Annotated in this window: 19 protein-coding genes; 4 read left to right on the top strand and 15 right to left on the bottom strand. The window is 67.7% G+C overall.

Annotation, left to right across the window (positions count from 1 at the left end; genetic code table 11):
• Window positions 1-117 precede the first annotated feature (117 nt).
• The 9 genes from FFI87_RS24710 to FFI87_RS24670 form a co-directional block, all read right to left on the bottom strand.
• Window positions 118-744, bottom strand: coding sequence for a class I SAM-dependent methyltransferase (locus tag FFI87_RS24710; protein WP_186381730.1), 627 nt, complete (start codon window positions 742-744; stop codon window positions 118-120).
• Between the two features lie 388 nt (window positions 745-1,132).
• Window positions 1,133-1,663, bottom strand: a complete 531-nt coding sequence (locus tag FFI87_RS24705; RefSeq protein WP_138848687.1) for a hypothetical protein — start codon at window positions 1,661-1,663, stop codon at window positions 1,133-1,135.
• A gap of 366 nt (window positions 1,664-2,029) precedes the next feature.
• Window positions 2,030-3,094 carry a 2-aminoethylphosphonate aminotransferase gene (locus FFI87_RS24700; protein WP_138848688.1) on the bottom strand — a complete coding sequence of 355 codons (1,065 nt, stop codon included), beginning with the start codon at window positions 3,092-3,094 and terminating at the stop codon, window positions 2,030-2,032.
• On the bottom strand, window positions 3,094-4,290 hold the full coding sequence (gene aepY, locus FFI87_RS24695) for a phosphonopyruvate decarboxylase (RefSeq protein WP_138848689.1): 1,197 nt from the start codon (window positions 4,288-4,290) through the stop codon (window positions 3,094-3,096). The genes FFI87_RS24700 and aepY overlap by 1 nt, the downstream gene beginning before the upstream one ends.
• Window positions 4,287-5,975 (bottom strand): phosphoenolpyruvate mutase, encoded by a 1,689-nt coding sequence (gene aepX / locus FFI87_RS24690; RefSeq protein ID WP_006760252.1) that lies wholly within the window; start codon window positions 5,973-5,975, stop codon window positions 4,287-4,289. The genes aepY and aepX overlap by 4 nt, the downstream gene beginning before the upstream one ends.
• Entirely contained in the window at window positions 5,972-6,739 is a 768-nt protein-coding gene (locus FFI87_RS24685; protein ID WP_138848690.1) for an NTP transferase domain-containing protein, read from the bottom strand. Before FFI87_RS24685 ends, aepX begins: the two co-directional genes overlap by 4 nt.
• A gap of 36 nt (window positions 6,740-6,775) precedes the next feature.
• On the bottom strand, window positions 6,776-7,777 hold the full coding sequence (locus FFI87_RS24680; RefSeq protein WP_138848691.1) for an HpnL family protein: 1,002 nt from the start codon (window positions 7,775-7,777) through the stop codon (window positions 6,776-6,778).
• A complete protein-coding gene (locus FFI87_RS24675; protein ID WP_012365836.1) occupies window positions 7,774-8,583 on the bottom strand; it encodes a 2OG-Fe(II) oxygenase in 810 nt (269 codons plus the stop codon). The genes FFI87_RS24680 and FFI87_RS24675 overlap by 4 nt, the downstream gene beginning before the upstream one ends.
• Window positions 8,580-9,260, bottom strand: a complete 681-nt coding sequence (locus FFI87_RS24670) for a CDP-alcohol phosphatidyltransferase family protein (protein WP_012365837.1) — start codon at window positions 9,258-9,260, stop codon at window positions 8,580-8,582. Before FFI87_RS24670 ends, FFI87_RS24675 begins: the two co-directional genes overlap by 4 nt.
• A 641-nt stretch (window positions 9,261-9,901) precedes the next feature.
• On the opposite strand from FFI87_RS24670, the gene FFI87_RS24665 reads away from it, so the two are divergent.
• Both FFI87_RS24665 and FFI87_RS24660 read left to right on the top strand, forming a co-directional pair.
• Window positions 9,902-11,416, top strand: a complete 1,515-nt coding sequence (locus FFI87_RS24665) for an acetyl-CoA hydrolase/transferase family protein (protein ID WP_011658563.1) — start codon at window positions 9,902-9,904, stop codon at window positions 11,414-11,416.
• Window positions 11,417-11,616: 200 nt separating this feature from the next.
• A complete protein-coding gene (locus tag FFI87_RS24660; protein WP_138848692.1) occupies window positions 11,617-12,042 on the top strand; it encodes a helix-turn-helix domain-containing protein in 426 nt (141 codons plus the stop codon).
• A gap of 78 nt (window positions 12,043-12,120) precedes the next feature.
• Here FFI87_RS24660 and FFI87_RS24655 read toward each other — a convergent pair whose 3' ends face one another.
• Together FFI87_RS24655 and FFI87_RS24650 are read right to left on the bottom strand one after the other, a co-directional pair.
• On the bottom strand, window positions 12,121-12,999 hold the full coding sequence (locus FFI87_RS24655; RefSeq protein ID WP_138848693.1) for a helix-hairpin-helix domain-containing protein: 879 nt from the start codon (window positions 12,997-12,999) through the stop codon (window positions 12,121-12,123).
• A 188-nt stretch (window positions 13,000-13,187) separates the two neighbouring features.
• Window positions 13,188-14,750, bottom strand: coding sequence for a sigma-70 family RNA polymerase sigma factor (locus FFI87_RS24650; protein ID WP_138848694.1), 1,563 nt, complete (start codon window positions 14,748-14,750; stop codon window positions 13,188-13,190).
• 307 nt (window positions 14,751-15,057) lie between these two features.
• On the opposite strand from FFI87_RS24650, the gene FFI87_RS24645 reads away from it, so the two are divergent.
• The gene (locus tag FFI87_RS24645; protein ID WP_138848695.1) at window positions 15,058-15,492 is read left to right on the top strand and encodes a hypothetical protein; all 435 of its coding nucleotides are present in this window, start codon (window positions 15,058-15,060) and stop codon (window positions 15,490-15,492) included.
• 33 nt (window positions 15,493-15,525) lie between these two features.
• Entirely contained in the window at window positions 15,526-16,359 is an 834-nt protein-coding gene (locus FFI87_RS24640) for an SH3 domain-containing protein (protein ID WP_138848696.1), read from the top strand.
• Window positions 16,360-16,475: 116 nt separating this feature from the next.
• On the opposite strand, the gene ilvD is transcribed toward FFI87_RS24640, so the two are convergent.
• The 4 genes from ilvD to FFI87_RS24620 all read right to left on the bottom strand — a co-directional run bounded on the left by ilvD (window position 16,476) and on the right by FFI87_RS24620 (window position 22,977).
• Window positions 16,476-18,335 (bottom strand): dihydroxy-acid dehydratase, encoded by a 1,860-nt coding sequence (gene ilvD, locus FFI87_RS24635; protein WP_011658569.1) that lies wholly within the window; start codon window positions 18,333-18,335, stop codon window positions 16,476-16,478.
• A gap of 338 nt (window positions 18,336-18,673) precedes the next feature.
• Window positions 18,674-19,696, bottom strand: coding sequence for an Ldh family oxidoreductase (locus FFI87_RS24630; RefSeq protein ID WP_138848697.1), 1,023 nt, complete (start codon window positions 19,694-19,696; stop codon window positions 18,674-18,676).
• Window positions 19,689-21,281 (bottom strand): aldehyde dehydrogenase (NADP(+)), encoded by a 1,593-nt coding sequence (locus tag FFI87_RS24625; protein WP_138848698.1) that lies wholly within the window; start codon window positions 21,279-21,281, stop codon window positions 19,689-19,691. The genes FFI87_RS24630 and FFI87_RS24625 overlap by 8 nt, the downstream gene beginning before the upstream one ends.
• A gap of 70 nt (window positions 21,282-21,351) precedes the next feature.
• Entirely contained in the window at window positions 21,352-22,977 is a 1,626-nt protein-coding gene (locus FFI87_RS24620; protein ID WP_138848699.1) for an APC family permease, read from the bottom strand.
• Window positions 22,978-23,282: the final 305 nt, after the last annotated feature.

Raw genomic sequence — 23,282 nt, 5'->3', positions numbered from 1 at the left:
CCGACGATTCCAACGAACGGACGCTGTCAGCGGTCAAGCTGACTTTCCAATGGCCGCGCGGCTGCACGGGCGAACGGCCGTAGTTGGCCGTCTAGCGTCGGATACTTCTAGATGAGGCTAACCGCGTGCGCCGTCGTTGGAGAAGGCCACTCGGGTCCATGTCACACCCATGCGCCGATTTCCGTGCTGGCTGGATTCGGTCCGGACGTTCAGCACCGTTCGCAAACCATACGCATTTGCGAGTTGAATGGTCTCTTCCACCGAAACGTCGAACATCCGTCGTCCTTTCGGAACCGGGCCGTGACGCAAGGACATGACCAGCATGGCGCCGTCGCACAGTAGAGCGCTCACGTTCGGCATTGCCCGACGACGCTCGTCTCCGTCGAGGTGCATCCAGACGGCCGAGAGCATCGCTAAGTCAAATTTCTTTCGTCTCGAACGCAGGATTGCTAGATTGGGTAGGCTATCGTCCAGCCATTCAATCCGAGGAGACGGATGCTGCCTGATTCCGGCAACGCGCAGCGCGTCCACGGGTTCGACCGCTACGACTGTATGCCCCATCGCCGCAAACGCAGCGGCGTCGGTTCCGATACCGGCTCCAACGTCAAGGATGCAGGCCGGATGCGTCGGAACGAGATGCATGACCGGCTTATGGTGTTCCTCAAACGAGATGTCTCGCCATTGTTCGACGAGCGATTGTGCGTTCTCCGCGTAGCCTTCCGTGCCGCTTACATTGATGGACACCACTACCCTCCAAGTATCGGTGATTCGCGAAGCTTGCCAGATTGTCACCAATTCAGCGCCGCGGACCGAGTGTCTGAAATTGGCCGAACGCGGCCGGCGGCCGGCCGCCGCCCTGCAACGCGCGACCGGCGCCGATCGACCCATTACAGGCGGTCGATCGGTCAAGGTTCCAAGGGCAAGTAGCAAATCGCGACGGTCATTCGGTGCCGTCATTTGAGGGCGAGTCATCGACAGAAGCCGCCGTCGGCATAACCATCGGGGAACGGTGGCTATCGTCAGTATTGCTGACGTCGAGCCGGCTGACCTGTTGCCCATCGGCGTTGCCTCGAATCTCAATGGCAACCTGCCGCACTACACGAGCTGCCAGTGACTGGATGTGATGCTGATGTCAGGGCTTGCTGCTCGGCTGGGCTTCGATTTCTTTGATGATCTTGTCAGATAACGTGTTGAGCGCTCGGGCGGCGTCAATGAAAATGTCTTTATGATTAATCCATGCTGCATGATAGCCGTCCCTCTGCAGCTTCGTTGTAGACGAAAGATCTTCCTTTGTCTTAAACAAAAGGATCGAAAGTTCAGTTACGTCTTTCTGGATGGCACCGCTTTCAACAGCGAGCGCGAGTATGGCAGCAACCTCGGGTACTAAGTCGAAGAAATTGCTATCAAAGCTTTCCGCTTCTCTCCGAACGCCAAGGAATGAGAGCTCGCAGGATTCCTCTTCGAGAAAATCCGATGTAGCGGAGCGGAGCCGGTAGAGGGTTGGTAGTAGTGATGCCTGTGCAATTCGAGAACGCGCCATTTTGTCAACAGCCGCCTGCTCCAAAGCGCGTTTACTTATCTTGTGTGGAACCCAAAAAGCAGCTACAGCGACTACTAAAGAAGCGATACTCCCAAACGCTTGAATCGAAGCCGGCCAGTCCAATCTTTCCCCCGATAGTGTTGCGTGCGCAAACTTTGACAAGCGAATGTCAGCGTGGGCGCCGCGGAATCTTACCAGAGTAAGCGTTTGTGGCCGGCACCATTTCCATCCTTGAATCCGCGTGGCATGAAAGCGTTTCCGGCACGCACGGAGACAGGCTCGGTTGTCAAACGGGGCTTGGCAATTGCACGGCCAAGGGCCGTTGTTCTAGCGGAACCGTCGCTCGCGTGTCCACGTCACGGTGATCGCGAACGTCGCCTGTTGGCCGAACGCCGCCAGTCCCCCCCACGTTCCCCGCGCGCTCCCCGACGAACAACAAAAAAGGCCCTTGCGGGCCTTTCATGGACGAACGAACAAGCAGGGCAACGCTTACCGCGTCAACTCCGTAAACCCATCCAGCAACCGCTCGACGTCAGCCGCCTGAATCGCCCCCATCGTCGAGATGCGGAACAGTTCCTTCGACAACCCGCCTTGCCCCGCGTAGATCACGAAGCCGCGCGCCTTCAACCCGTCGTGCAGCGTCTCATACGTAACGCCTTGCGGCAGCCGATACGCACGCAGCACAACCGACGAAGCACCTTCCGGCAGCACAAGCGACATCCCACGCGCCGCCAGCCCAGCCTGCGCCTGATCAGCAAGCGCCTTGTAGTGCGCATGCCGCGCACGCCAGCCACCGGCTTCGTCGAACTCGCGCAGTGCCTCGACGAGCGCATAGTAAGCATGCACGGAGGGCGTAAACGGCGTATTCCGCTGATCCTGCAGCTTCGCAAGCCGACCGAGATCGAGGTAGTACGTGCGGCTCGCGGCCTTGGCAAGCGCGCTCCGGCGCACGATCACGAACGCGGCACCCGGCACGCCGTGCAGGCACTTGTTCGCGGTCGCGGCAACAGCATCGATCACGCCGCCGGCAAAGTCGATCGCCTCAGCCCCGAAGCTGCTCACACCATCGACGAGCATCTTCACACCACGCGCGCGGCATACGTCGGCGATCTTACCGAGATCATTCAACCGGCCAGTCGTCGTTTCGTGATGAATCACCGCAACGTGCGAATACCCACCCGCATCGAGCTTCGCACCGATCTGCGCGGGATCAGGCGCCTGCATCCACTCATGCTTCAGCACATCATGCGCGATCCCGTACTGCGTCGCGATCTGCGTGATGCGCTCGCCGTACACGCCGTTCTCGATCACGAGCAGCTTGCCGTCCTGCGGCACGAGCGCCGCGATCATGCTTTCGACGGCGGCGGTGCCCGAGCCCGTCATCAGCACGGCGGCCCATTCGGCCGGATCGAGCTCGTACGCGGCGACGAGGCGCGCACGCGCTTCATCCTGCAGATCGAAAAACTCGCTTTCGCGATGGCACAGGTCGGGTTGCAGCAGGCTGCGGCGCACGCGTTCGGTGAGCGTGACCGGGCCAGGGTTCAGCAGCAGCATCAATGAGCTCCTTCGGCGTGGGCTTCGGCCTGTGCGGCGCCGATATGCCGCATCAGGCGGGTCTTGACCTCGACCGGCGTGACGGTCGGGCGGGGCAGGCCGTCGGGTACGCCCGTGCGGATCGCAACGCGCACGAACTGCGTACCGGATGGCCGGACCCCGTCGCCCTCCGCAGCGAGCATCGCATCGAGCACGTCGAGCGTGTCGCCTTCGACGGCGGACGCATAGCCGCACGCGGCCGCGACGCCCGCGAACGACACATGCCGCGACACGGTCGCCTGGCCGCCGGTCGATTCGTGCGCGCCGTTGTCGAGCAGCACGTGCGTGAGGTTGGACGGGCCGTAGGTGCCGAGCGTCGCGAACACGCCCATGCGCATCAGCGCGGCGCCGTCGCCGTCGACGGCCACCACGCGCAGGTCGGGGCGCGCGAGCGCGAGACCCAGCGCGAGCGGCGTCACGCAACCCATCGAGCCGACCATGTACAACTGGTTCGGACGGTCGTCGATCGCATAGAGTTCGCGGCCGCAGAAGCCGGTCGACGCGAGCACGACGGTCGAATCGACCGGCGTGTGCGCGATCACGCGTTGCAGCGCGTCGTGGCGGGTCGGCCACGATGCGGGCGATTCGGCACGTGCCGCGGACTGTGCGGCGACATGCGCGCGCGGCGTCGCCGCCGGGTTCGCCTTCAGTTCATACGGCGCGACGCTGCCTTTCTGCATCACGAGCGCGTACGGGCGGCCGGTTGCGTCCATGTGGGCGATCGCGCGGTCGAGCGCCGGGCCGACCTGTTCGGGGTCGGTCGGGAACGTCTCCCACGGGATCTCCATCGTGTCGAGCATAGCCGGCGTGATGGGCCCCATCAGCGCGTGCTGCGGCTCGTCGGACACGCCCGGCTGGCCGCGCCACGTGACGATCAGCAGCTGCGGCAGCCGGAACGTCCAGGTCAGCGACGTGAGCGGGCTCACCGCATTGCCGAGCCCGGAGTTCTGCATCATCGCGATCCCGCGCTTGCCGCCGAGCGTGGCGCCCGCGATCAGCGCGACCGCGTCGCCTTCGTTCGCAGCCGACAGGTAGTGCAGCGTCGGGTCCTGCAGCACGTAATTGATGAACGGCGTCAGGTACGAGCAGGGCACGCCCGCGTACCAGTCGAAACCGCGCTCGCGCGCGGCCTCGACGAACTGTGCCGCTTCGATCATTGCGCGCCCCCGTTGCCGGCGCCCGGCTCGGACAGCGGCGTCTGGCCGTGCGCGAAGTCGCCCGCGCGGCGGAAGTCTTCGAGGTCATTGACGCCGCGCCAGTGGCCGTGCACGTACTGCACTTCGATCTTCTCGCCGGCGGCGATCAGTTCGTTGAGCAGCGACGGGATATCGAGCGTGTCGAAATCAGGACGCGCCTGCAGCGTCGCGAGCATCGCCTTCAGGCGGTCCACGCCTGCGCCGCGCACGTTCAGCAGGCCGATCCAGCGGCCATGCGGCGTGCCTGCGGCGACGTCGCTCGATACGCGTTGCAGGTAGGTTTTCTGACCGAACAGGCCGCGGTCGTCGGCGGCCGAGCAGAGCGCGAAATCGCGCACGCTCTGGTTGGTCGGCTCGGTCAGCGACGAGTCGACGACGACGCTGAACTCGGCCTCGCTCTCCGCGAGGTCGCGCACGATGTAGCTGCGGAACAGCAGGTCGCCGTACGAGATCACGGTGTCGCCGGTCAGGCGTTCGGCCGCGCACGCGAGCGACGCGAGCTCGCCCGTCTGCGCGTGACGCTCGTTGACGACGAGCTTGATGCCCGACGTGTCGATCGCGTCGGCGCGATAGCCGCCGACCACGGTGATGTCGTTCACGCCGTGCGTCTTGAAGCCGTCGACGAGCCAGCGCAGCAGCGGCTTGCCGGCGACCGGCAGCATGACCTTGGGCTTATCCTCGGTGACGGCCTCGAGCCCCTTGCCGCGGCTCGCGGCGAGCACGATCGCGGCGTTCGACGCGCGCGACGACGACGACAGGTAGATGCGCTCGGCTGCCGAGTATTCGTCGGCGTCCTGCAGGCGGAAGATCTCGTTGACGGACGCGACGCGGTCCTCGACGTTGATCAGCGTCTCGTTTTCATGAATCTCGCGCGCGACGGCCTGCATGGCTGACGCCGATGCGCGGATCAGGTGGTTCGCCCAGATCACGGTGCTGATGCCGGCCTGGCGGAACACGTCGGTCGGCGTGCTGTAGTACTTGGTCGGCACGATCACGAGCGGCGCCTTGCCGCTCCATTCGCGTGCGAACTGGAGAATTTCGTCAGGGCGCGACAGCTTGCTGTGGATCAGGATCGCGTCGGCACCGGCTTCCGCGTACGCGTTCGCGCGGCGCAGCGCCTCATCCATCCCCCAGCCCGCGATCAGCGCCTCGACGCGCGCGACGATCGAGAAGTCAGGGTCGCTCTGCGAATCCTTGCCGGCCTTGATCTTGCCGCAGAACTCGTCGATTTCCGCGAGCGGCTGGCGCTCGCCGCCGATGAAGCTGTTGGTCTTCGGGAATTGTTTATCTTCGATGCACACGCCGGCGATGCCGCGCTGCTCGAGCTTCTTCACGAGGCGGCGCACGTTGTTGAAGTTGCCGTAGCCGGTGTCGCCGTCGAGCAGGATCGGCAGATCGCTCGCGTCGGCCATGAACTCGAGCACGTCGACGACCTGCGTCCAGCTCGCTTCGTTGTTGTCGCGCACGCCGAACTGCGCGGAGATCGCGAGGCCCGATGCCCAGATCCCCTTGAAGCCGGCTTCGCGGACGATCCGTGCGGACAGGCCGTTGTGCGCTTCCATCAGGAATTCGAGTTCGTTGCTGACGAGCATGCGGCGCAGGCGTGCGCTGCGCGATTCGGAGAAGTTGGGTTCGCGAGCGTTCATCGTGCGGCTCCTGCCGTGGTGCGTTGAATCAGGGGAAGAATGTCTTGTGTCGCGCGTGCGACGTCGTTCGGGAAGTCGATCTCGATCCACGGCGAACCCGTGACGTCGGCGACGTCGAACGAATGGCCGCCTTCGAGCAGCAGGTCGCGGAGGGCTTCCTCGTGCGGCATGTTCGCGCGGCCGCTGTCGACGTAGCCGGCGACGATCTTCGCGAGGCGGCGCGCGGTGCCTTCGGTGAAGCGGAAGAAGCCGACCGATTCGCCGATCGTGTCGTAGTCGAGGTCGACCGCGAGCTGCTTGCGCAACTCGACGGGCACGCCGCTCTTCAGGCACAGCTTGACGGGCTCGTCGCCGGCTTCGAAGTCGCGATCGATCAGCAGGCGGTCGACCGACTTGTCCGGATCGGCCACCAGCGCGTGCAGGATGTTCTCGTCGTAGAGCACGTCGGCGTCCATCAGCAGCACGTCGCCGCCGCGCGTCATCGCATCGGCGACGGTATGCACGGTCAGCACGCTGCCGAGGTCGTAGCGCTCGTTGATGACGATCTCGGCGGTGCGGCCGAGGCGCTTCAATTCCTGCTCGACCTTCTCGGACTGGAAGCCGAGCCCGAGCACGATTTCATCGACGCCCGCGGCGTCGAGTACGCGCAGATGGCGCTCGAGCAGCGACACGTCGTCGAAGCGCAGCAGGCACTTCGGGAATTGCGCCTCGGGCGGTTGTTGCAGGCGCAAGCCGAGGCCTGCCGCAAGAATGATGGCTCGCATGGGTTCTCCAACCAAAAAGCCGGCGGATCTGAACGATCAGTCGGCGAGAGGCTGCGGCGCATGGCGCCGCTGCCAGTTTCTTTCACTGAAATGCAGATAGAGCAGGCCGGGCAGGCCGAGCGCGAGTTCGCGCGCGCGCTTCGCGAGCGACAGCGCGAGCGCCGCGTCGGGCGGCAGGCCGACCAGCGGGGCGAGCAGCAGGTAACCGCCTTCCTGCGCCCCGAGCGAGCCCGGGATCGCGAACGCCGCACCGCGAATCGCCTGGCCGACGCTCTCGAGCAGCAGCGCGTCGAGCCAGCTGACCGGGTGCCCGAGGAAGTGCAGCGCGAGCCACACTTCCGCGGTGCCGGCGATCCAGCCGGCGAGGCTCAACGCGAAGGTCTTCGCGACCTTCGCACGATCGCCGTACAGCGCGGCGACCGCGTTGTCGATCGCATCCGCGCGGGTCGCCAGCGACGACCAGTCGCGCGGGCCGAGCAGCTTCGACGCGAGACGCATCCCGCGGCCGAACAGCCCGCGCCGCTGCGCCGCGTAGAACGCGACGGCGAGGGCGCCGAGCACGCCGGTGGCGATCAGCGCCGGCGTGCGCAGGTGAGCGACCGAATCGTGCGTCGCATACAGGCTGAACGCGGCGATGCCGATCAGCGCGAACGCCATCTGCGCGAGCGCCTGCATCGTCGTGCCGACGGTGATCGCGGCGGCCGCATCGGCCATCCTCGTGCCGCGCTGCGCGAGGTAGCGCACCATCAGCACCGGGCCACCGATCTGCCCGGCAGGCAGCAGGCTGTTCACGGATTCGCCGACCCAGCGCGCGCGCAGCGCGTTGCCGAGCTCGGCGGCCGGTTGACCGCGGCGAAACATCACGGATACCGCGAACGCATCGATCACGAGCGGCACGACGTGGAACGCCGCGACGAGCGCGAGGCCCCAGCCGGCGGCGAGGAGCGTCGACGCGACCGCGCCGACGCCCTGCCACGCGAGCAGGGCGATGAAGAGTGCCGTTCCGAGGGACAGCAGGATCAGGCCGGCGCGTGTCATGACCCGGTCGACCGTCGCGTGGCCAGCTGCTTGAACACCTGGCGGAAACCGAAATACGCGATCGCGTCCTTCATGTTCGAGATGAAGCGCTTCCACGGCCGCATGCCGGGGTTCGTCACGTATTCGAAAGTCAGCGATACGCGCGTCTCGTTCTGGCCGAGCGGCGTGATCCGATGGCGCAGCTTGTCGCCGTCGAACAGCACGATGCCGCCGTCGGCGATCTGCACGGAGCCCGGTTCGTCGGGCACGTCCGGATTGCGCGTATGCAGTTCGTAGTCGAGCCGGCACGACGATTCGTCGATCACGCCGATCAGCAGCGTATAGCGGCGACCGTCGTAGTACGACGTGTCGTAGTGCCAGCCGATGTGGTCGCCGGGCTTCGTGTAGTAGTACAGCGCGTACGCGTGCGGATCGTTCTCCGGCGACACCATCAGCTTGTCGCCCGTGATCTTCTCGAGGAAGCCGATCAGCGCCTTCGAGCGGTACAGCTCCGCGATGTACGGTGCCTTTTCGTCGATCGTGTGCCGGCTCACGCTGCCACCCTGCTTGTGGCCAGGCAGGTAATTGCGGTTCAGGCCGGGCTGCAGCGCGCGGGCCGCGGCCGCGAGTTTCGCGTGCGCGTCGGGCGGCAGGAATGCGTCCAGATACAGGAACGACCCCTGGCGCGTGTAGTCGCTGCGCAGGCGGTCGAGGTCGAGTTGGCCGACACAGCCGGCCACGGTGCGATCGGGATCGGCCGCCGCCGCGCGCGCAGGCGCGGGGCGTGCCGGGCTCAGCACGGAGTCGTCGCGCGTGCTAGAAGTCATTTGGAAGCCTGGATTTCGGTTGAATTCTGCGGGGTGTTGCCGCGGCGCACGATGCGCCACCAGTCGAGCACGACCCACGCGGCGAACAGCGGGGCGCCGATCGACGCCGCGAGCAGGAACGGCTGGACGCTGTCGGTGAGCGTCACGAGCGGCAGCAGGTAGAGCACGTCTTCCGTCTCGAAGCCGCCGGCGAACGCCTGCTTGGTGCCGGCCTTGCCGGCGACCGACTCGATCCGCATGCGCAGGAAGAAGATCAGCGCGACGGCACCGCCGGCCAGCGCACCGAGCAGCACCGGCGACGCGGCCATCTGGCCGCCCTGGGCGACGATGCCGACGCCCATGCTGACGAACAGCGCGACCGTCACGAGCGCGTCGGCCGCGAGGTCGTAAAAGTGACCGATCTTGCTGGACTTGCCGCTGATGCGCGCGAGTTCGCCGTCGGTATGGTCGACGAAGTTCGACAGCACGATCAGAAATGCGCCTGCGTTGCTCCAGCCGAAGCCGCCTTGCGCAAGGCACCAGGCGCCGGCGAGGCCGATCAGCAGACGAAGGGTAGTGAGGTGATTCGGGGTGACCGGCGTGTCGATCAGCGGCCGGACGAGCGCGCGCGCGAGCCGCGCATCCCAAGTGCGTGGCAGCGGCGGCTCCGGGTGTTTGGCGGTTTTTCTTTGGTCCATCGGCGAAATATATACGGAATTGTAATTTGTTGCTTTTTCTTCGATCAATGTCCTGACATGCGGGAGTGCTCACGCGATTCCGCGCATCGGCCGGTTACGCGCCGGATGTGCGAAACGGCATTCGCGCACCCGGGCCATATGTAATCCAGTGTGGTTCGCATGGCGCGACTGTCAAGGGCCTGCGGGCCTCGCCCAGAGGGGCCGCTGACGCGACGCGTGCGTCGCCGGGTTGATGTGCATCAGGCCCGAAAAAGCGACCCGGGGCGACAATTGGCCGCGTTGATCTTCGATCGGCCGCGGCATGTTGATTCCCTGCGTTCTGGCAGTCAATCCGGAAAGGTCACGGTCGACTGATGTTCGGTCGGTCGTAATCCGCAGGCGGCAAATTGCCGATTCGCTTTCGCGCACCTTTCGGGTGCATTCGGAAGATTGTTCCGCCTGTCACAGAACGGCCGTTCGATACCCGGCGCATTCAGTAAGTATCTTTTGCATTCAGCGGACATTTCGCGGCGATGGCCTCTGCGATACTCCGACCGTGCCTGTGGTGCCGGGCCGCCCCTCGCGGCCCCAAGGGCTTCGCGTCGCTCAGGAGACACCCCCCGCGACGTCAACGACAGACCAAAAGCGTCAGATATACAACCATGTCTTCATCACGCATCCTCGCTCCCGCCCTGCGTTCGCTCGTCCGCACCGCCGACGAAGCCGCCGCGCTGATCCGTCCCGGCATGACCGTCGCGATGAGCGGCTTCACCGGCTCGGGTTATCCGAAGGCCGTGCCGGCCGCGCTCGCCGCCCACATCGAGGCCGCCCACGCGCGCGGCGAGGACTTCCGGATCAACGTGCTGACCGGCGCGTCGACCGCGCCGGAGCTCGACGGCGCGCTCGCCCGCACCAACGGCATCTCGATGCGCCTGCCGTACCAGTCCGACCCGACGCTGCGCGACAAGATCAACAGCGGCGAAGTCGACTACCAGGACGTCCACCTGAGCCACGTCGCGCAATACGCGTGGTTCGGGCTGTACGGCGACCTCGACGTCGCGATCGTCGAAGTCGCGGGCATCCGCGAGGACGGGCTGCTGATTCCGTCCGCATCGATCGGCAACAACAAGACGTGGCTCGAGCAGGCGAAGCACGTGATCCTCGAAGTCAACTCGCGCCAGCCGCTCGGCCTCGACGGGATGCACGACGTCTATTACGGCACCGCGCTGCCGCCGCACCGCAAGCCAATTCCGCTGACCAAAAGCGACGACCGGATCGGCGAGCCGTACCTGCGCTGTCCGGCCGACAAGATCGTCGCGATCGTCGAGACCGACGCGCCGGACCGCAGCAACGCGTTCTCCGCGCCGGACGCCACGTCCAAGCAGATCGCGCTGCAACTGATCGACTTTCTGCGCCACGAAGTGAAGCGCGGCCGTCTGCCGGAAAACCTGCTGCCGCTGCAGTCGGGGGTCGGCAACATCACGAACGCGGTGCTCGCGGAACTGAGCTCCGCCGGCTTCTCGAACCTGACCGCGTACACCGAGGTGATCCAGGACGGCATGCTCGACCTGCTCGACGACGGCACGCTGAGCTTCGCGTCCGCCACGGCGCTGTCGCTGAGCCCGGCCGCCGTGCAGCGCTTCGCCGACGAGATCGCGACGTTCCGCGAAAAAATCCTGCTGCGCCCGCAGGAGATCAGCAACCATCCGGAGCTCGTGCGCCGGCTCGGCTGCATCGCGATGAACGGGATGATCGAAGCCGACATCTACGGCAACGTGAATTCGACACACGTGATGGGCACGAAGATCCAGAACGGCATCGGCGGCTCGGGCGATTTCGCGCGCAACGGCTACCTGTCGTGCTTCATGTCGGCCAGCACCGCGAAGGGCGGCGCGATCTCGCGGATCGTGCCGATGGCGAGCCACGTCGACCATACCGAGCACGACGTCGCGGTGGTCGTCACGGAGCAGGGGCTCGCCGACCTGCGCGGCCTGTCGCCGAAGCAGCGTGCGCGCAAGATCATCGCGACCTGCGCGCATCCGGACTACCGTCCGATGCTCGAGGACTACTTCGAGCGCGCGTCGCGCGAGAGCTTCGGCAAGCACACGCCGCATCTGCTCGCCGAGGCGCTGTCGTGGCACGAACGCTACGTGCGCACCGGGACGATGAAGGCCTGAGGCGGCCGGGCGCGCACCGCGCGCGCCCGTCGCCTCGTCAGTCCGTCGCCGCGTGCGCGACGTCGACGCTCGCCGTTTTCCGAGGGGGGGCGGGAGCGCGACGGGAAAGGAGTCGGTTTCGGCGGGTTCATGGCGGTCCAGTCTTGTGTCGAAGGAGTCGAGCAGCTATCTTGCAACTTCAAGTTCACTTGAGGTCAAGCATGAGCCGTCTGGATATCGCCGATGTCGCGCGTCGCTCGGGATTGCCCGCGTCGACGCTGCGTTACTACGAGGAAAAGGGATTGATCGTGCCGAACGGCCGCCACGGGCTGCGGCGCCAGTACGACGAGTCGGTGCTGGAGCGCCTTGCGCTGATCGCGCTCGGCCGCGAGGCCGGTTTTGCGCTCGACGACATCCTCGCAATGTTCGGCGCGGACGGCCGCCCGGCGATCGATCGCGCGAAGCTCGACGACAAGGCCGACGAGCTCGACCGTACGATCCGCCGTCTCGGTGCGGTGCGCGATGCGCTGCGGTATGCGGCCGTGTGCCCGGCGCCGAGTCATCTCGAGTGTCCGTCGTTCCGCAAGCTGCTGCGCATCGCCGCGCACCGTCATCCGGCGCGTCGCACGAAGACGGAAGGCGCGTAGGCGGTTCGGCTTGCCGGAGCGGGGCGCGGGAGCGTGCGACGGGGCAGGCAAGCCGCTGCGGCTAATGCCCCGCGCGCATCATCCGGCGTAATAGACGCGGCATTCCATCTCGCGTCCGCGCACGATGCGCTTGCCGACGAGCGAACCGAACGTTTCGGTGACGACCGTCCGCTGGTGCTCGCATTGCAACGCATCGTAGAAGTAGAGCGCGACCCAGTCCGCGGTGCGGCCGGCCTCGTGCGGGCGGGCGGGATACGGGCACAGTGCGGTGAAATGCCAGCCGCCTTTCGTCATGTGCATCACGGGCGGCGACACGCTGACGTCCGCGTTCACGCGGCGCGTCACGAGCATCGGCAGGATGCCGGCGGCGGCCTTGTTGCGGTACAGGCGGTCGATGTAAAGCAGCAGTTCGACAGGCGGCTCGGTGCCGAGGTCGGCGTCGCGCGCGTGGCCTTGCCAGCGCCGGCGCCGGCTCAATACGTCGTCGAGCGCCGCACGGATGCCGGCCGCGCGACGCGGGCCGACGCCCGAAATCGCGTCGAGCTGGCCGCTGCGGGCCGCGCGTTCGAGCTCCTCGAGCGTATCGATGTGCAACTGGTCGTGAATCCGCAGCGCGAGCGCATGGCCGATGCCCGGCACGGCTTCGAAAGCGGACACGCGTTCCGCATCGCCACGCAGCCGATCGAGCAGGCGCCAGCGCCCGGTCACCAGCCATTCGGCGATCGCCTGCGCGACGCCCGTGCCAACCTCGGGCAGCGCGCCGAGCGCATCGACACCGCCCGCGTTGAAGCGCGTGCGGATGCCGTCGTCGAGCGACTCGATCGTATCGGCCGACGCGCGATACGCGGCAACCCGGTAAGGATTCGCTCCCTGATCGGCAAGCAGCTGCGCGGCTTCGCGCAGGCAAGCCGCGATCTGCCGGTTTTCCTCGTGCGTCTGGCTGATGGTCGTCTGCATGGTGCGGGACCTGGGGAAGCGCAAACGGAAATGAACGGCGCGCGCAACGCGCGGGCCACCGTTCATTTCAGCACATTGTCACGGGAAGCGACCAACAAAACTTGATGCGTGTCAATAGCAAACGTTGCACAGGCGGGGAACCACGCCGCGCGCGTTCGTGCCGGGATGGGGCACGAACACGCGACCGGTTACGCGTCGAGGAACGACTCCGCGCCCTCGGCCTCCGCGGCCGTGCGCAGCGTGGCGAGCGCGCGCTTCTCGATCTGCCGCACGCGTTCGCGCGACATGCCCGCGTCCTGCGCGATCGCGTCGTAGGTGTCGGGCTCGGCGCCGCCGAGGCCGAACCGCCGGCGCAGCACGTCGGCTTCGGCCGGCGTGACCGAGCGCAACAGCGACGTCACGCATTCGCGCATGCGCGTGTCCGCCAGGCGCTCGAACGGGCTCGCCGACGCCTGGTCCTCGATCAGGTCGACGAGGCCCGTCTCCGCGTCGGGCAGCGGCGTGTCGAGCGACAGCGGCTCGGCAGGCAGCGCGAGCACCGCGCGCAGCTTGCCCTCGGGGAGCCCGGTTTCGGCGGCCAGCTCGGCCGGCGTCGCGCGGCGGCCCGTGCGTTGGCGGAAGCGCAGCGCATGCCGCTGCACGCGCTGGTACTGGTCGCCGACGTGCACGGGCACGCGGATCGTGCGCGAACGGTCGGCCACCGCGCGTGCGACCGCCTGCCGGATCCACCAGGTCGCATAGGTCGAGAACTTGAAGCCGCGCCGGTATTCGAACTTCTCGATCGCGCGCATCAGGCCGAGGCAGCCGTCCTGCACGAGGTCGGGCAGGTCGACGCCGCGGTTCATGTACTTGCGCGCGATCGACAGCACGAGCCGCAGGTTCGCCTCCAGCATCGCGCGGGTACCGTCGCGCACCTTTTGCTGACCGTCGCTCAGCGCGGCGCCGAGCGCACGGCGCGCGACCGTGTCGAAGTGCGCGGCGTCGGGGTCGGCGTTGCTACTCGCGGCGGCGTTGGCCGGCGCGGCGGCGAGCGCACGCACGACGCGAGTCGCATCGTCGACGGCCGGCGCAACCCACGCGAGCGAACCGAGCAGTGCGGCGAGACGGTTGCGCGCATCGCGGTATTCGGCCGAGCGGCAGCCTTGCGCGTGCAATGCGCCGCGCAGGGCCGTGAGGGCGTCCTGCAGCGTGTCGTAGCGCGCGGGGGCCGGCGTGCCGCCTTCACCGTCGCCGATGTCATCGCCTTCGTCTCCGGCCGCACCGCTTACACCCGATACACCATGGCGCGCGAGCAGCGCATCGACCGCCGCCGGATAGCCTGCGAGCGCGTGCAGGATCTGATGGCGGCCCGTTTCGATTTCGCGGGCGAGCACGATCTCGTCCTCGCGCTTGAGCAGCGGCACCGCATGAATGCGTCGCATATAGAGCGCGAGCGGATCGGTCGACGCGCTCGTGCCGCGGGCGAGATCGCCGAGCAGCGCGCGGCCCTCGTCGAGCGCATCGCGATCGACGTCGACCGGTGCCGCGCCCGCGAACGGCGCCGGCGCGGCCGGCTCGTCGAGCACGGCGATGCCGATGTCCGCGAGCGCGGCGCGCACGACGTCCAGCGCGTCGGGGCTGTCGCTTTCCGGCGGCAGCGCGTCGACGAGGTCGGCGTGCGTCAGATAACCCTGTTCGCCGGCGAGCGCCAGCAGCTGGATGATCGGATCGAGGGGCGTGTCCGCCCGAAGCGTGGGGCGTGGCGTAGTCATGTCGATGGCGGCGTGAGCCGCATTCCTGTTGGGCGGGCCGAAGTCCGCTGGTTTCAGGCCGCCGGGGGGCGCGAACACCCGTCCGCGCCGGCCAGCCTGACTGAATATCCAAGTGAGGGCATTTGCGCCAACTTCAACGCCGGCGCGCCAGACGCGCGAGCACGCAGCGTACCCGCGCGGTGCGACCCCTTCAATTGAGGCGGCGAAACAAAAAGTAACCGATCAAACCCGCAGAAATATGCAGGGGACGTAAGCTAGAGTCAGGCGCGCGCCACGCGGCGACGCACGAATTCCTGCGGAGCTTCAAATGAACCCGATCCACGCCGCGAGGCCAGCCGTCATCGTGCTGGCGATCCTCGCGCTGAGTGGCTGCTATTACACGAGCCCTTACGGCTATGCACCGTATTACGCACCCGCGCCCGCCGTGGTGTCGCAGCGCGAGATCCCGGTGACGCCGGCAAATACGGGCCCGGCCGCGGCGTCCACACCCGCTGTGCCGGCCGTGCCGCCGCCAGTGGACGATTATGCCTACGCGTACCCGCCGGCTCCCGTCTATGCGGCGCCAGCCTATGTGCCTTACCCGGCCTACTACCCCGCGTACTATCCCGGCTGGTACGGGCCGCCCGTCACGATCGGCTTCGGCTTCCGCGGGTATTGGGGCGGAGGCTACCGCGGCTGGCACCGTCCGTGGGGCGGCGGCCACTGGGGTGGCGGACATTGGGGCGGCGGCCATCGACACTGACCGACGCGCGGCGGCACCGCGCGGGAGAGCAACATGAGCAATACCATCATTCGAAGTCTGTGCGTCGTCCTGTTCGGCATCGCGGCCGTGCCGGGGATCGCCGACGCGCAAAGCAGCGCTTACACGAACTCGGGCGCCGAACTCTTTGCGGGGCCGGCGCCCGATTATCCGGTCGTCGCGCAACTTCCGCCCGGCACCGCGGTGGACGTGTTCGGCTGCCTGAGCGACTACTCGTGGTGCGACGTCGCGCTGCCCGGCGTGCGCGGCTGGATCGACGCGCAGCAGCTCGACTACCCGTACCAGGGCAATTACGTGCCGCTGCTCGAATACGGCGCGATCATCGGCGTGCCGGTGACCGGGTTCGCGATCGGCACGTACTGGGACCGTTATTACCGCCACCGGCCGTGGTTTCACGATCGCCATCGCTGGGAGCATCGTGCCGAGCCGCGCGTCGGCCCCGGTGGGATGCCGCCCGCCTACGGGCGCCCGCAGCCGGGCTGGCCGGTCGAGCGCGAGCCGCGCGGCGCGCCGCCGGTGCAGCATGATGCACGGCCGTCGGCCACGCGCGGCGGCTGGAACGGCCCGAACCGCGCGCCGGCGCCGCAGGTCGCACCCGCGCCCGCACGCGCGCCTGCACCGATGCCCGCGCCCGCGCCGATGCCCGGCGCGGGCGGTGTCCATCAGCCGGCTCCGCCGCCGCCCGCCCAACCCGCGCAGCCCGCACCGAGCGGTGGCGCGGTCCGGATGGTGCCGCCGACGCATCAGGGCGGTGGTGGTTACGACGCTCGGCCGCAAGGCGGCGGAAACGGGGGCGGAAACCACGGCGGTGGTGGAGGCCGGGGCAGCAGCGACGAGTTCCGTCGTTGATCGACTGAAGGCTCCGATGTCGCAGCCGCCAGCCGGCGCCGGATGAAAAAAAGCCGCTCCGGAGAGCGGCTTCTGGGTCAGGCGGGCGGGCCGTTCGTGCGGCCCGCTGCCCGGCATCAGTCGTCTAGCAGCGACAGGTCGCGCACGGCACCCTTGTCGGCCGACATCACCAGCTTCGCATAGGCCTTCAGCGCCGCCGACACCTTGCGCGGACGCGGTTGTGCCGGCTTCCAGCCCTTCGCGTTCTGCTCTTCGCGGCGACGCGCGAGTTCCTCGTCCGATACCAGCACGTCGATCGTGCGGTTCGGAATGTCGATGCGGATCTTGTCGCCGTCGCGGACGAGGCCGATCGCGCCGCCCGCTGCCGCTTCCGGCGAGCAGTGACCGATCGACAGGCCCGACGTGCCGCCCGAGAAGCGGCCGTCCGTCAGCAGCGCGCATGCCTTGCCGAGGCCCTTCGACTTGATGTAGCTCGTCGGGTACAGCATTTCCTGCATGCCGGGGCCGCCCTTCGGGCCTTCGTAGCGCACGATCACCACGTCGCCGGCCTTGACCTTGTCGTTCAGGATGTTCTCGACCGCTTCGTCCTGCGATTCGGTGACGTGGGCCGAGCCCTCGAACACGAGGATGCTTTCATCGACGCCGGCCGTCTTCACCACGCAGCCGTCGAGCGCGATGTTGCCGGTCAGCACGGCCAGGCCACCTTCCTTCGAGAACGCATGCTCATACGAGCGGATGCAGCCTTCGGCGCGGTCGAGGTCGAGGCTCGGCCAGCGCGTGTCCTGGCTGAACGCGACCTGCGTCGGGATGCCGGCCGGGCCGGCCTGGTAGAACGTGCGCACTGCCGGGTCGTCGGTGCGGACGATATCCCACTGGTCGAGCGCATCCTTCAGCGTCGGCGCGTGCACGGTCGGCACGTCGGTGTGCAGCTTGCCGGCGCGGTCGAGCTCGCCGAGGATCGCCATGATGCCGCCCGCGCGGTGCACGTCCTCGATGTGGTACTTGTTCGTGTTCGGCGCGACCTTGCACAGCTGCGGCACGCTGCGCGACAGGCGATCGATGTCCTTCATCGTGAAGTCGATGCCGGCTTCCTGCGCGATCGCCAGCAGGTGCAGGATCGTGTTGGTCGAACCGCCCATCGCGATGTCGAGCGTCATGGCGTTCTCGAACGCCTTGAAGCCGACCGAGCGCGGCAGCGCGCGCATGTCGTCCTGCTCGTAGTGCTGGCGGGTCAGCTCGACGATGCGGCGGCCGGCGCGCTTGAACAGTTGCTCGCGATCGGCGTGCGTCGCGACGACCGTGCCGTTGCCGGGCAGCGACAGGCCGAGCGCTTCGGTCAGGCAGTTCATCGAGTTCGCGGTGAACATGCCCGAGCACGAACCGCAGGTCGGGCACGCCGAGCGTTCGACTTCGGCGACGTCGGCATCCGAATACGCCGGGTCGGCCGCGATCACCATCGCGTCGACGAGGTCGAGCTTCTTCAGTTCGACGGTCTTGGTGACCGGGTTCGCGAGACGCGTCTTGCCGGCTTCCATCGGGCCGCCCGACACGAAGATCACCGGAATGTTGAGGCGCATCGCGGCCATCAGCATCCCCGGCGTGATCTTGTCGCAGTTCGAGATGCACACCATCGCGTCCGCGCAGTGCGCGTTCACCATGTATTCGACGGAGTCGGCGATGATGTCGCGGCTCGGCAGCGAGTAGAGCATGCCGTCGTGGCCCATCGCGATGCCGTCGTCGACCGCGATCGTGTTGAATTCCTTCGCGACGCCGCCGGCGGCCTCGATCTCGCGCGCGACGAGCTGGCCGAGATCCTTCAGGTGCACGTGCCCGGGCACGAACTGCGTGAACGAGTTGACGACCGCGATGATCGGCTTCGAGAAATCGTCGTCTTTCATGCCGGTGGCGCGCCACAGCGAGCGCGCGCCTGCCATGTTGCGGCCGGCGGTGGAGGTTTTGGAACGGTATGTGGGCATTGTGATGGCTGAAGAAATATCGCGGAAAAGGGTGGAGGCACGGGATTGAAGGCCTCTCGCGCGCCCGTGCGAACAACCTCTTGAGCTGCGCCCTGGGCAAACCCGGCGATTATCCCACAGGCGCCGGGCGGGCGGCGCGGGCGGGAGTTGGCGAGGGGCGCGAGCGGTGCGGCGGGCAGGGCGCGCACCGGGGCGCGGGGCCTTGCCGGTGCAACCGGGCGGCGGAATCGGGCGGCGAACCGGGCGGCGGAACTGGGCGGCTGAACTGGCGACGGTTTCATCGCCTTCTACCGGCGATGAAGCCGCGCCGCGAGCCGCCGCCGCGCAACGCGATCACGTCAGTCGAGCAGTGTCAGGATTTCGTCGTACAGCGCCTTCGGAATCCGCACGCCGTGCGCGATGCTGCGCGCGCGGGCGTCGAAGCGCCGCTGCGACGGCAACCGCGCGCCTTGCCCGGTGATCGACGCGAACATCCGCTCGCCGCGCGCGAGGCCCGCGTCGAGTTCGTCGCCGAGAAACACCGTCGGGTCGAACGCGATCACGAGCTCTCCATGGCAAGGCGTCGCGCCGACGCCTTCGTCGAAGTCCATCGACTCCCGGCTCGTCATGTCGCCGATCAGCGCGCCGCCGAGCAGCTCGACCATGGCCGCCAGCGCCGAGCCCTTGTGGCCGCCGAAGGTGCGCATCGCGCCCTGCAGCGCGGCCTTCGGATCGGTGGTCGGCTGCCCGTCGGCATCGATCGCCCAGTGCGGCGGGATCGCCTTGCCCTGTTTTGCGTGCAGCTCGATGTCGCCGCGCGCGATCGCGCTGGTCGCGAAGTCGAACACGAACGGCACGCCGTCCGGGCGCGGCCACGCGAACGCGATCGGGTTCGTGCCGAACACCGGTTCGCGGCCGCCCTCCGGCGCGACCCAGCTGTGGCTCGGGTTCATCGCGATGCCGGCCAGCCCCTCGGCGGCGATCGCCTCGACCTCGGGCCACAGCGCCGAGAAGTGGTAGCAATTGTTGATCGCCATCGCCGCGATCCCGTGCTGCTTCGCCATCTCGACCAGCACCGGCAGGCCGGTTTCGAAGCTCAGCAGCGAGAAGCCGCGATGCGCGTCGACCGCGACGATCGACGACGACAGCCGGCGCAGCGTCGGCACGGCCTGCGGATCCACCTTGCCCTTCTTCAGCGAACGCACGCAGACGAGCAGCCGGTACACGCCGTGCGAGTGGCACTCGTCGCGCTGGCCCTGCGTGATCACGTTCGCGATCGCCTGCGCGTGCGCGGCGGACATCCCGTTGTGCGTCAGCACCCGCAGCGCGAGTGCGTGCACCTCATCGAGCGCCAGGACGACCTCGGCGAGCGGTTCAGACATCGCGCGCTTCCCGCGGCGCGGGCACGCCGTCGATGCGTTGCGGCACATTCAGCGGGTTGCCGTTGCGGATGGCGTCGGGTAGCAGCGCGTCCGGCACGTCCTGGTACGACACGGGGCGCAGGAAACGCTCGATCGCGCGTGCGCCGACCGACGTGGTGCGCGTGTCGGACGTGGCCGGGAACGGGCCGCCGTGCACCATCGCGTGACCGACCTCGACACCCGTGCCGAAGCCGTTGACGAGAATACGGCCGGCCTTGCGCTCCAGCGTCGGGCGCAGCGCGGCAAACAGCGCGGCGTCGCCGTCGGCGAGATGCGCGGCGATCGTCAACTGGCCTTCGAGCGACTTCAGCACGCGATGCAGCGTGTCGGCATCCGCGCAGCGCACGATCAGCGACGCGGGGCCGAACACTTCGTCACGCAGTTCCGGGTGCGAGATGAACGCGTCCGCCGACGTCGCGAACAGCGCCGCGCGTGCCTGGTAGCGGCCGCCTTCCACCCCTTGCGCCAGCAGCTCGACCGCGTCGTGCGCGCGCAGCGCGGCCACGCCTTGCGCATAGCTCGCGTGGATGTGCGGCGTGAGCATCGTCTGCGCGGTGGTCGCTTGCACGGCGGAGGCCGCCGCGGCTTCGAACGCGCGCAGCGCGGGGCCGTCGACCGCGAGCACGAGGCCCGGGTTCGTGCAGAACTGGCCGGCGCCGAGTGCGAGCGACGCGGCGAACTGCGGCGCGATCGTGTCATGGCGCGCATCGAGCGCGGCCGGGAACAGCAGCACCGGATTGATCGAGCTCATTTCCGCATAGACCGGAATCGGCTCGTGGCGCGCGGCCGCGATGTTCATCAGCGCGACGCCGCCGCGGCGGGAGCCGGTGAAGCCGACGGCCTTGATGCGCGGATCGGCGACGAGCGCCTGGCCGATTTCGCGCGACGCGTCGAACAGCAGTGAGAACACGCCAGCCGGCAGCCCGCATTCGCGCACGGCTTGCTGGATCGCGCGGCCGACGAGCTCGGACGTGCCCGGATGCGCGGAGTGCGCCTTGACGATCACCGGGCAGCCGGCCGCGAGTGCCGAGGCCGTATCGCCGCCCGCGACCGAGAACGCGAGCGGGAAGTTCGACGCGCCGAACACGGCGACCGGCCCGATCGCGATGTTGTGCAGGCGCAGGTCGACCCGCGGTAGCGGCTTGCGGTCCGGCCGGGCCGGGTCGATGCGCGCGTCGACGTAACCGCCGTCGCGTACGAGCGACGCGAACAGCGCGAGCTGGCCGACCGTGCGGCCGCGTTCGCCTTCGATGCGTGCGCGCGGCAGGCCCGTTTCGGTGACGCAGCGCTCGATCAGGTCGTCGCCGAGCGCCATGATGTTGCGGCCGATCGCGTCGAGAAACGCCGCGCGTTGCTCGGGACTCGTTTCGCGGTACGTATCGAACGCGTCGTCGGCCAGCGCGCAGGCCGTCTCCAGGTCGTGCAGGCTCGCGCCGCCGAACGCGGGGTCGAGCGGTTCGCCGGTGGCGGCGGCGATCGCGTGGAGGGTGCCGTTCTGTCCGGCGATGGTCGACTGGCCGATCAGGAGCTGACCTGTGAGTTGCATGATGTTTCCTCGGAAAATGCGGGGCCGGGCGTGATGCGCCCGGCCGGAGTGGAAAGGGGAAGTGGGGGCGTCAGTCTTCGTCGTCTTCGAGCTGCAGCTTGTCGGAACGGATGCCGGTGTTGGCGCCCCAGTAGAAGATGACGAGCGCGACGGCCGCGACGACGACCGTGTCGTACGGATGCGCGAGCTGGCCCGTGCCGCCGAAGCCGCCGAAGTACGACAGCACGATCATCGCCGCGTAGAACGCGATCAGCCACGCGGACGAACGCACCTGCTCGGCGATGCTCAGGTGCGCGGTCGGCACCCAGCGGCGGCACGCGAGATAGATCACGAACATCACGATCTGCAGGCCGAGCAGCCAGGACACCGTGCCCCAGCCCGACCAGTAGACGATCAGCGCGGCGATCACGAACGACGCGGGGCCGGTGATGCCGAACGCCACCGCGCGGAACGGCCGCGGCAGGTCGGGCGCGGTGCGGCGCAGCGCGGCGACCGACACGGGCGCGACCGCATAGCTCAGCACGAGCGCGGCCGACACGATATTGATCAGCGCTTCCCACGACGGGAACGGCATCGTCCAGAAGATCGAGAGGCCGAACGTGAGCCACAGGCCTGCGCGCGGGATGCCCGACGCTTCGTCGACGCGCGTGAACACCTTGAAGAACGTGCCCGTCTTCGCCCAGCCGTAGACGACGCGCGGCGTCGCGTTCATGTAGATGTTGCCGCAGCCGCTCGGCGAGATCATCGCGTCGGCCACGACCATCACCGCGAGCCAGCCCACGCCCAGTGCGAGCGCGATGTCGCGGTACGGCAGCGAGAACGCCTTGCTCGCGTCGTGCCAGCCGGCGGCGAGCATGTCGGTCGGGATGCTGCCGATGAACGCGAGCTGCAGCAGCACGTAGATGAGCGTCGACAGCAGGATCGACAGGATCAGCGCGATCGGAATCGTGCGCTGCGGATTGCGCACTTCGCTCGCGACCGACACGATCGGCGTGAGGCCGAGGTACGCGAAAATGATCCCGCCGGCCGACACGGCCATCTCGATGCCCGGCATGCCGAACGGCGCGAAGCCGTGCAGGGTCAGGTTGGCGGGCTTGAAGAACGTTAACAGCACCGCGATCACCGACAGCGGCACGATGAACTTGAAGATGCTGATGACGTTGTTCGCCTTCGCGAACGTCTTCACGCTCGAATAGTTCAGGTAAAAGAAGAAGCACAGCAGCCCGGCCTGCACGAGCCAGCCGAGCGTCGTCGGGTCGCTCGAGCCGGCCTTGGTGAGGCCGGGGAACCACGCGGCCGCGTACTGGCGCGCGGCGACCACTTCGATCGCGATCAGGCTGGAGAACGCGATCAGCGTGATGAAACCCATCAGGTAGCCGAGCAGCGGGCCGTGCGAGAACACCGGGTAGCGGACCACGCCGCCCGCGCGCGGCAGCGCGGCGCCGAGCTCGCAGTACACGATGCCCAGCAGCAGCACCGAAAAGCCGCCGAGCAGCCACGAGAAGATGCCGGCCGGGCCGGCGATCGCCGAGACGTGACTCGCGGCGAACAGCCAACCCGAGCCGAAGATCGCGCCGAGGCCGATGAACGTCAGGTCGGTCAGCGACAGCTGTTTCTTGAATTTGCCGTGACCGCCGTCGGCGGGCACGGAACGGGAAAGCGGGACGGAAGGGTGTGTGTTGCCTTGGCCTGGCATGGGTTTGTCTCCTGGGAAATATCGGGGCAGGTGGGGTTGCGCCGCGCTCCGACGGAGCAGCGGCGCACACCTGCCGGCCGGCGTGCGACCGGTTCGAACGACCGGGCGGGCCGACGGCCGTTCATGCGTGGCGCGGACTGGCGCCGCGGCGAACGGATCCGTACGGGCCATGCCGGACCGGAAGTGGCGACGCGACGGGGGGAAGCCTCGTATTGCTTGCTATTGCTACGTATCGCTTCATCTCGGCCGGTGACAGGCGCGTCGACGTGCAACCAGTATCGCCGTGCAAACACCCGTCACGCTTG

This window comes from Burkholderia sp. KBS0801, from assembly GCF_005937855.2.
Classification (GTDB): domain Bacteria; phylum Pseudomonadota; class Gammaproteobacteria; order Burkholderiales; family Burkholderiaceae; genus Burkholderia; species Burkholderia ambifaria.
The sequence above is the reverse complement of the archived record's forward strand: the minus strand, read 5'-3'. Positions and strand labels throughout refer to the sequence as shown.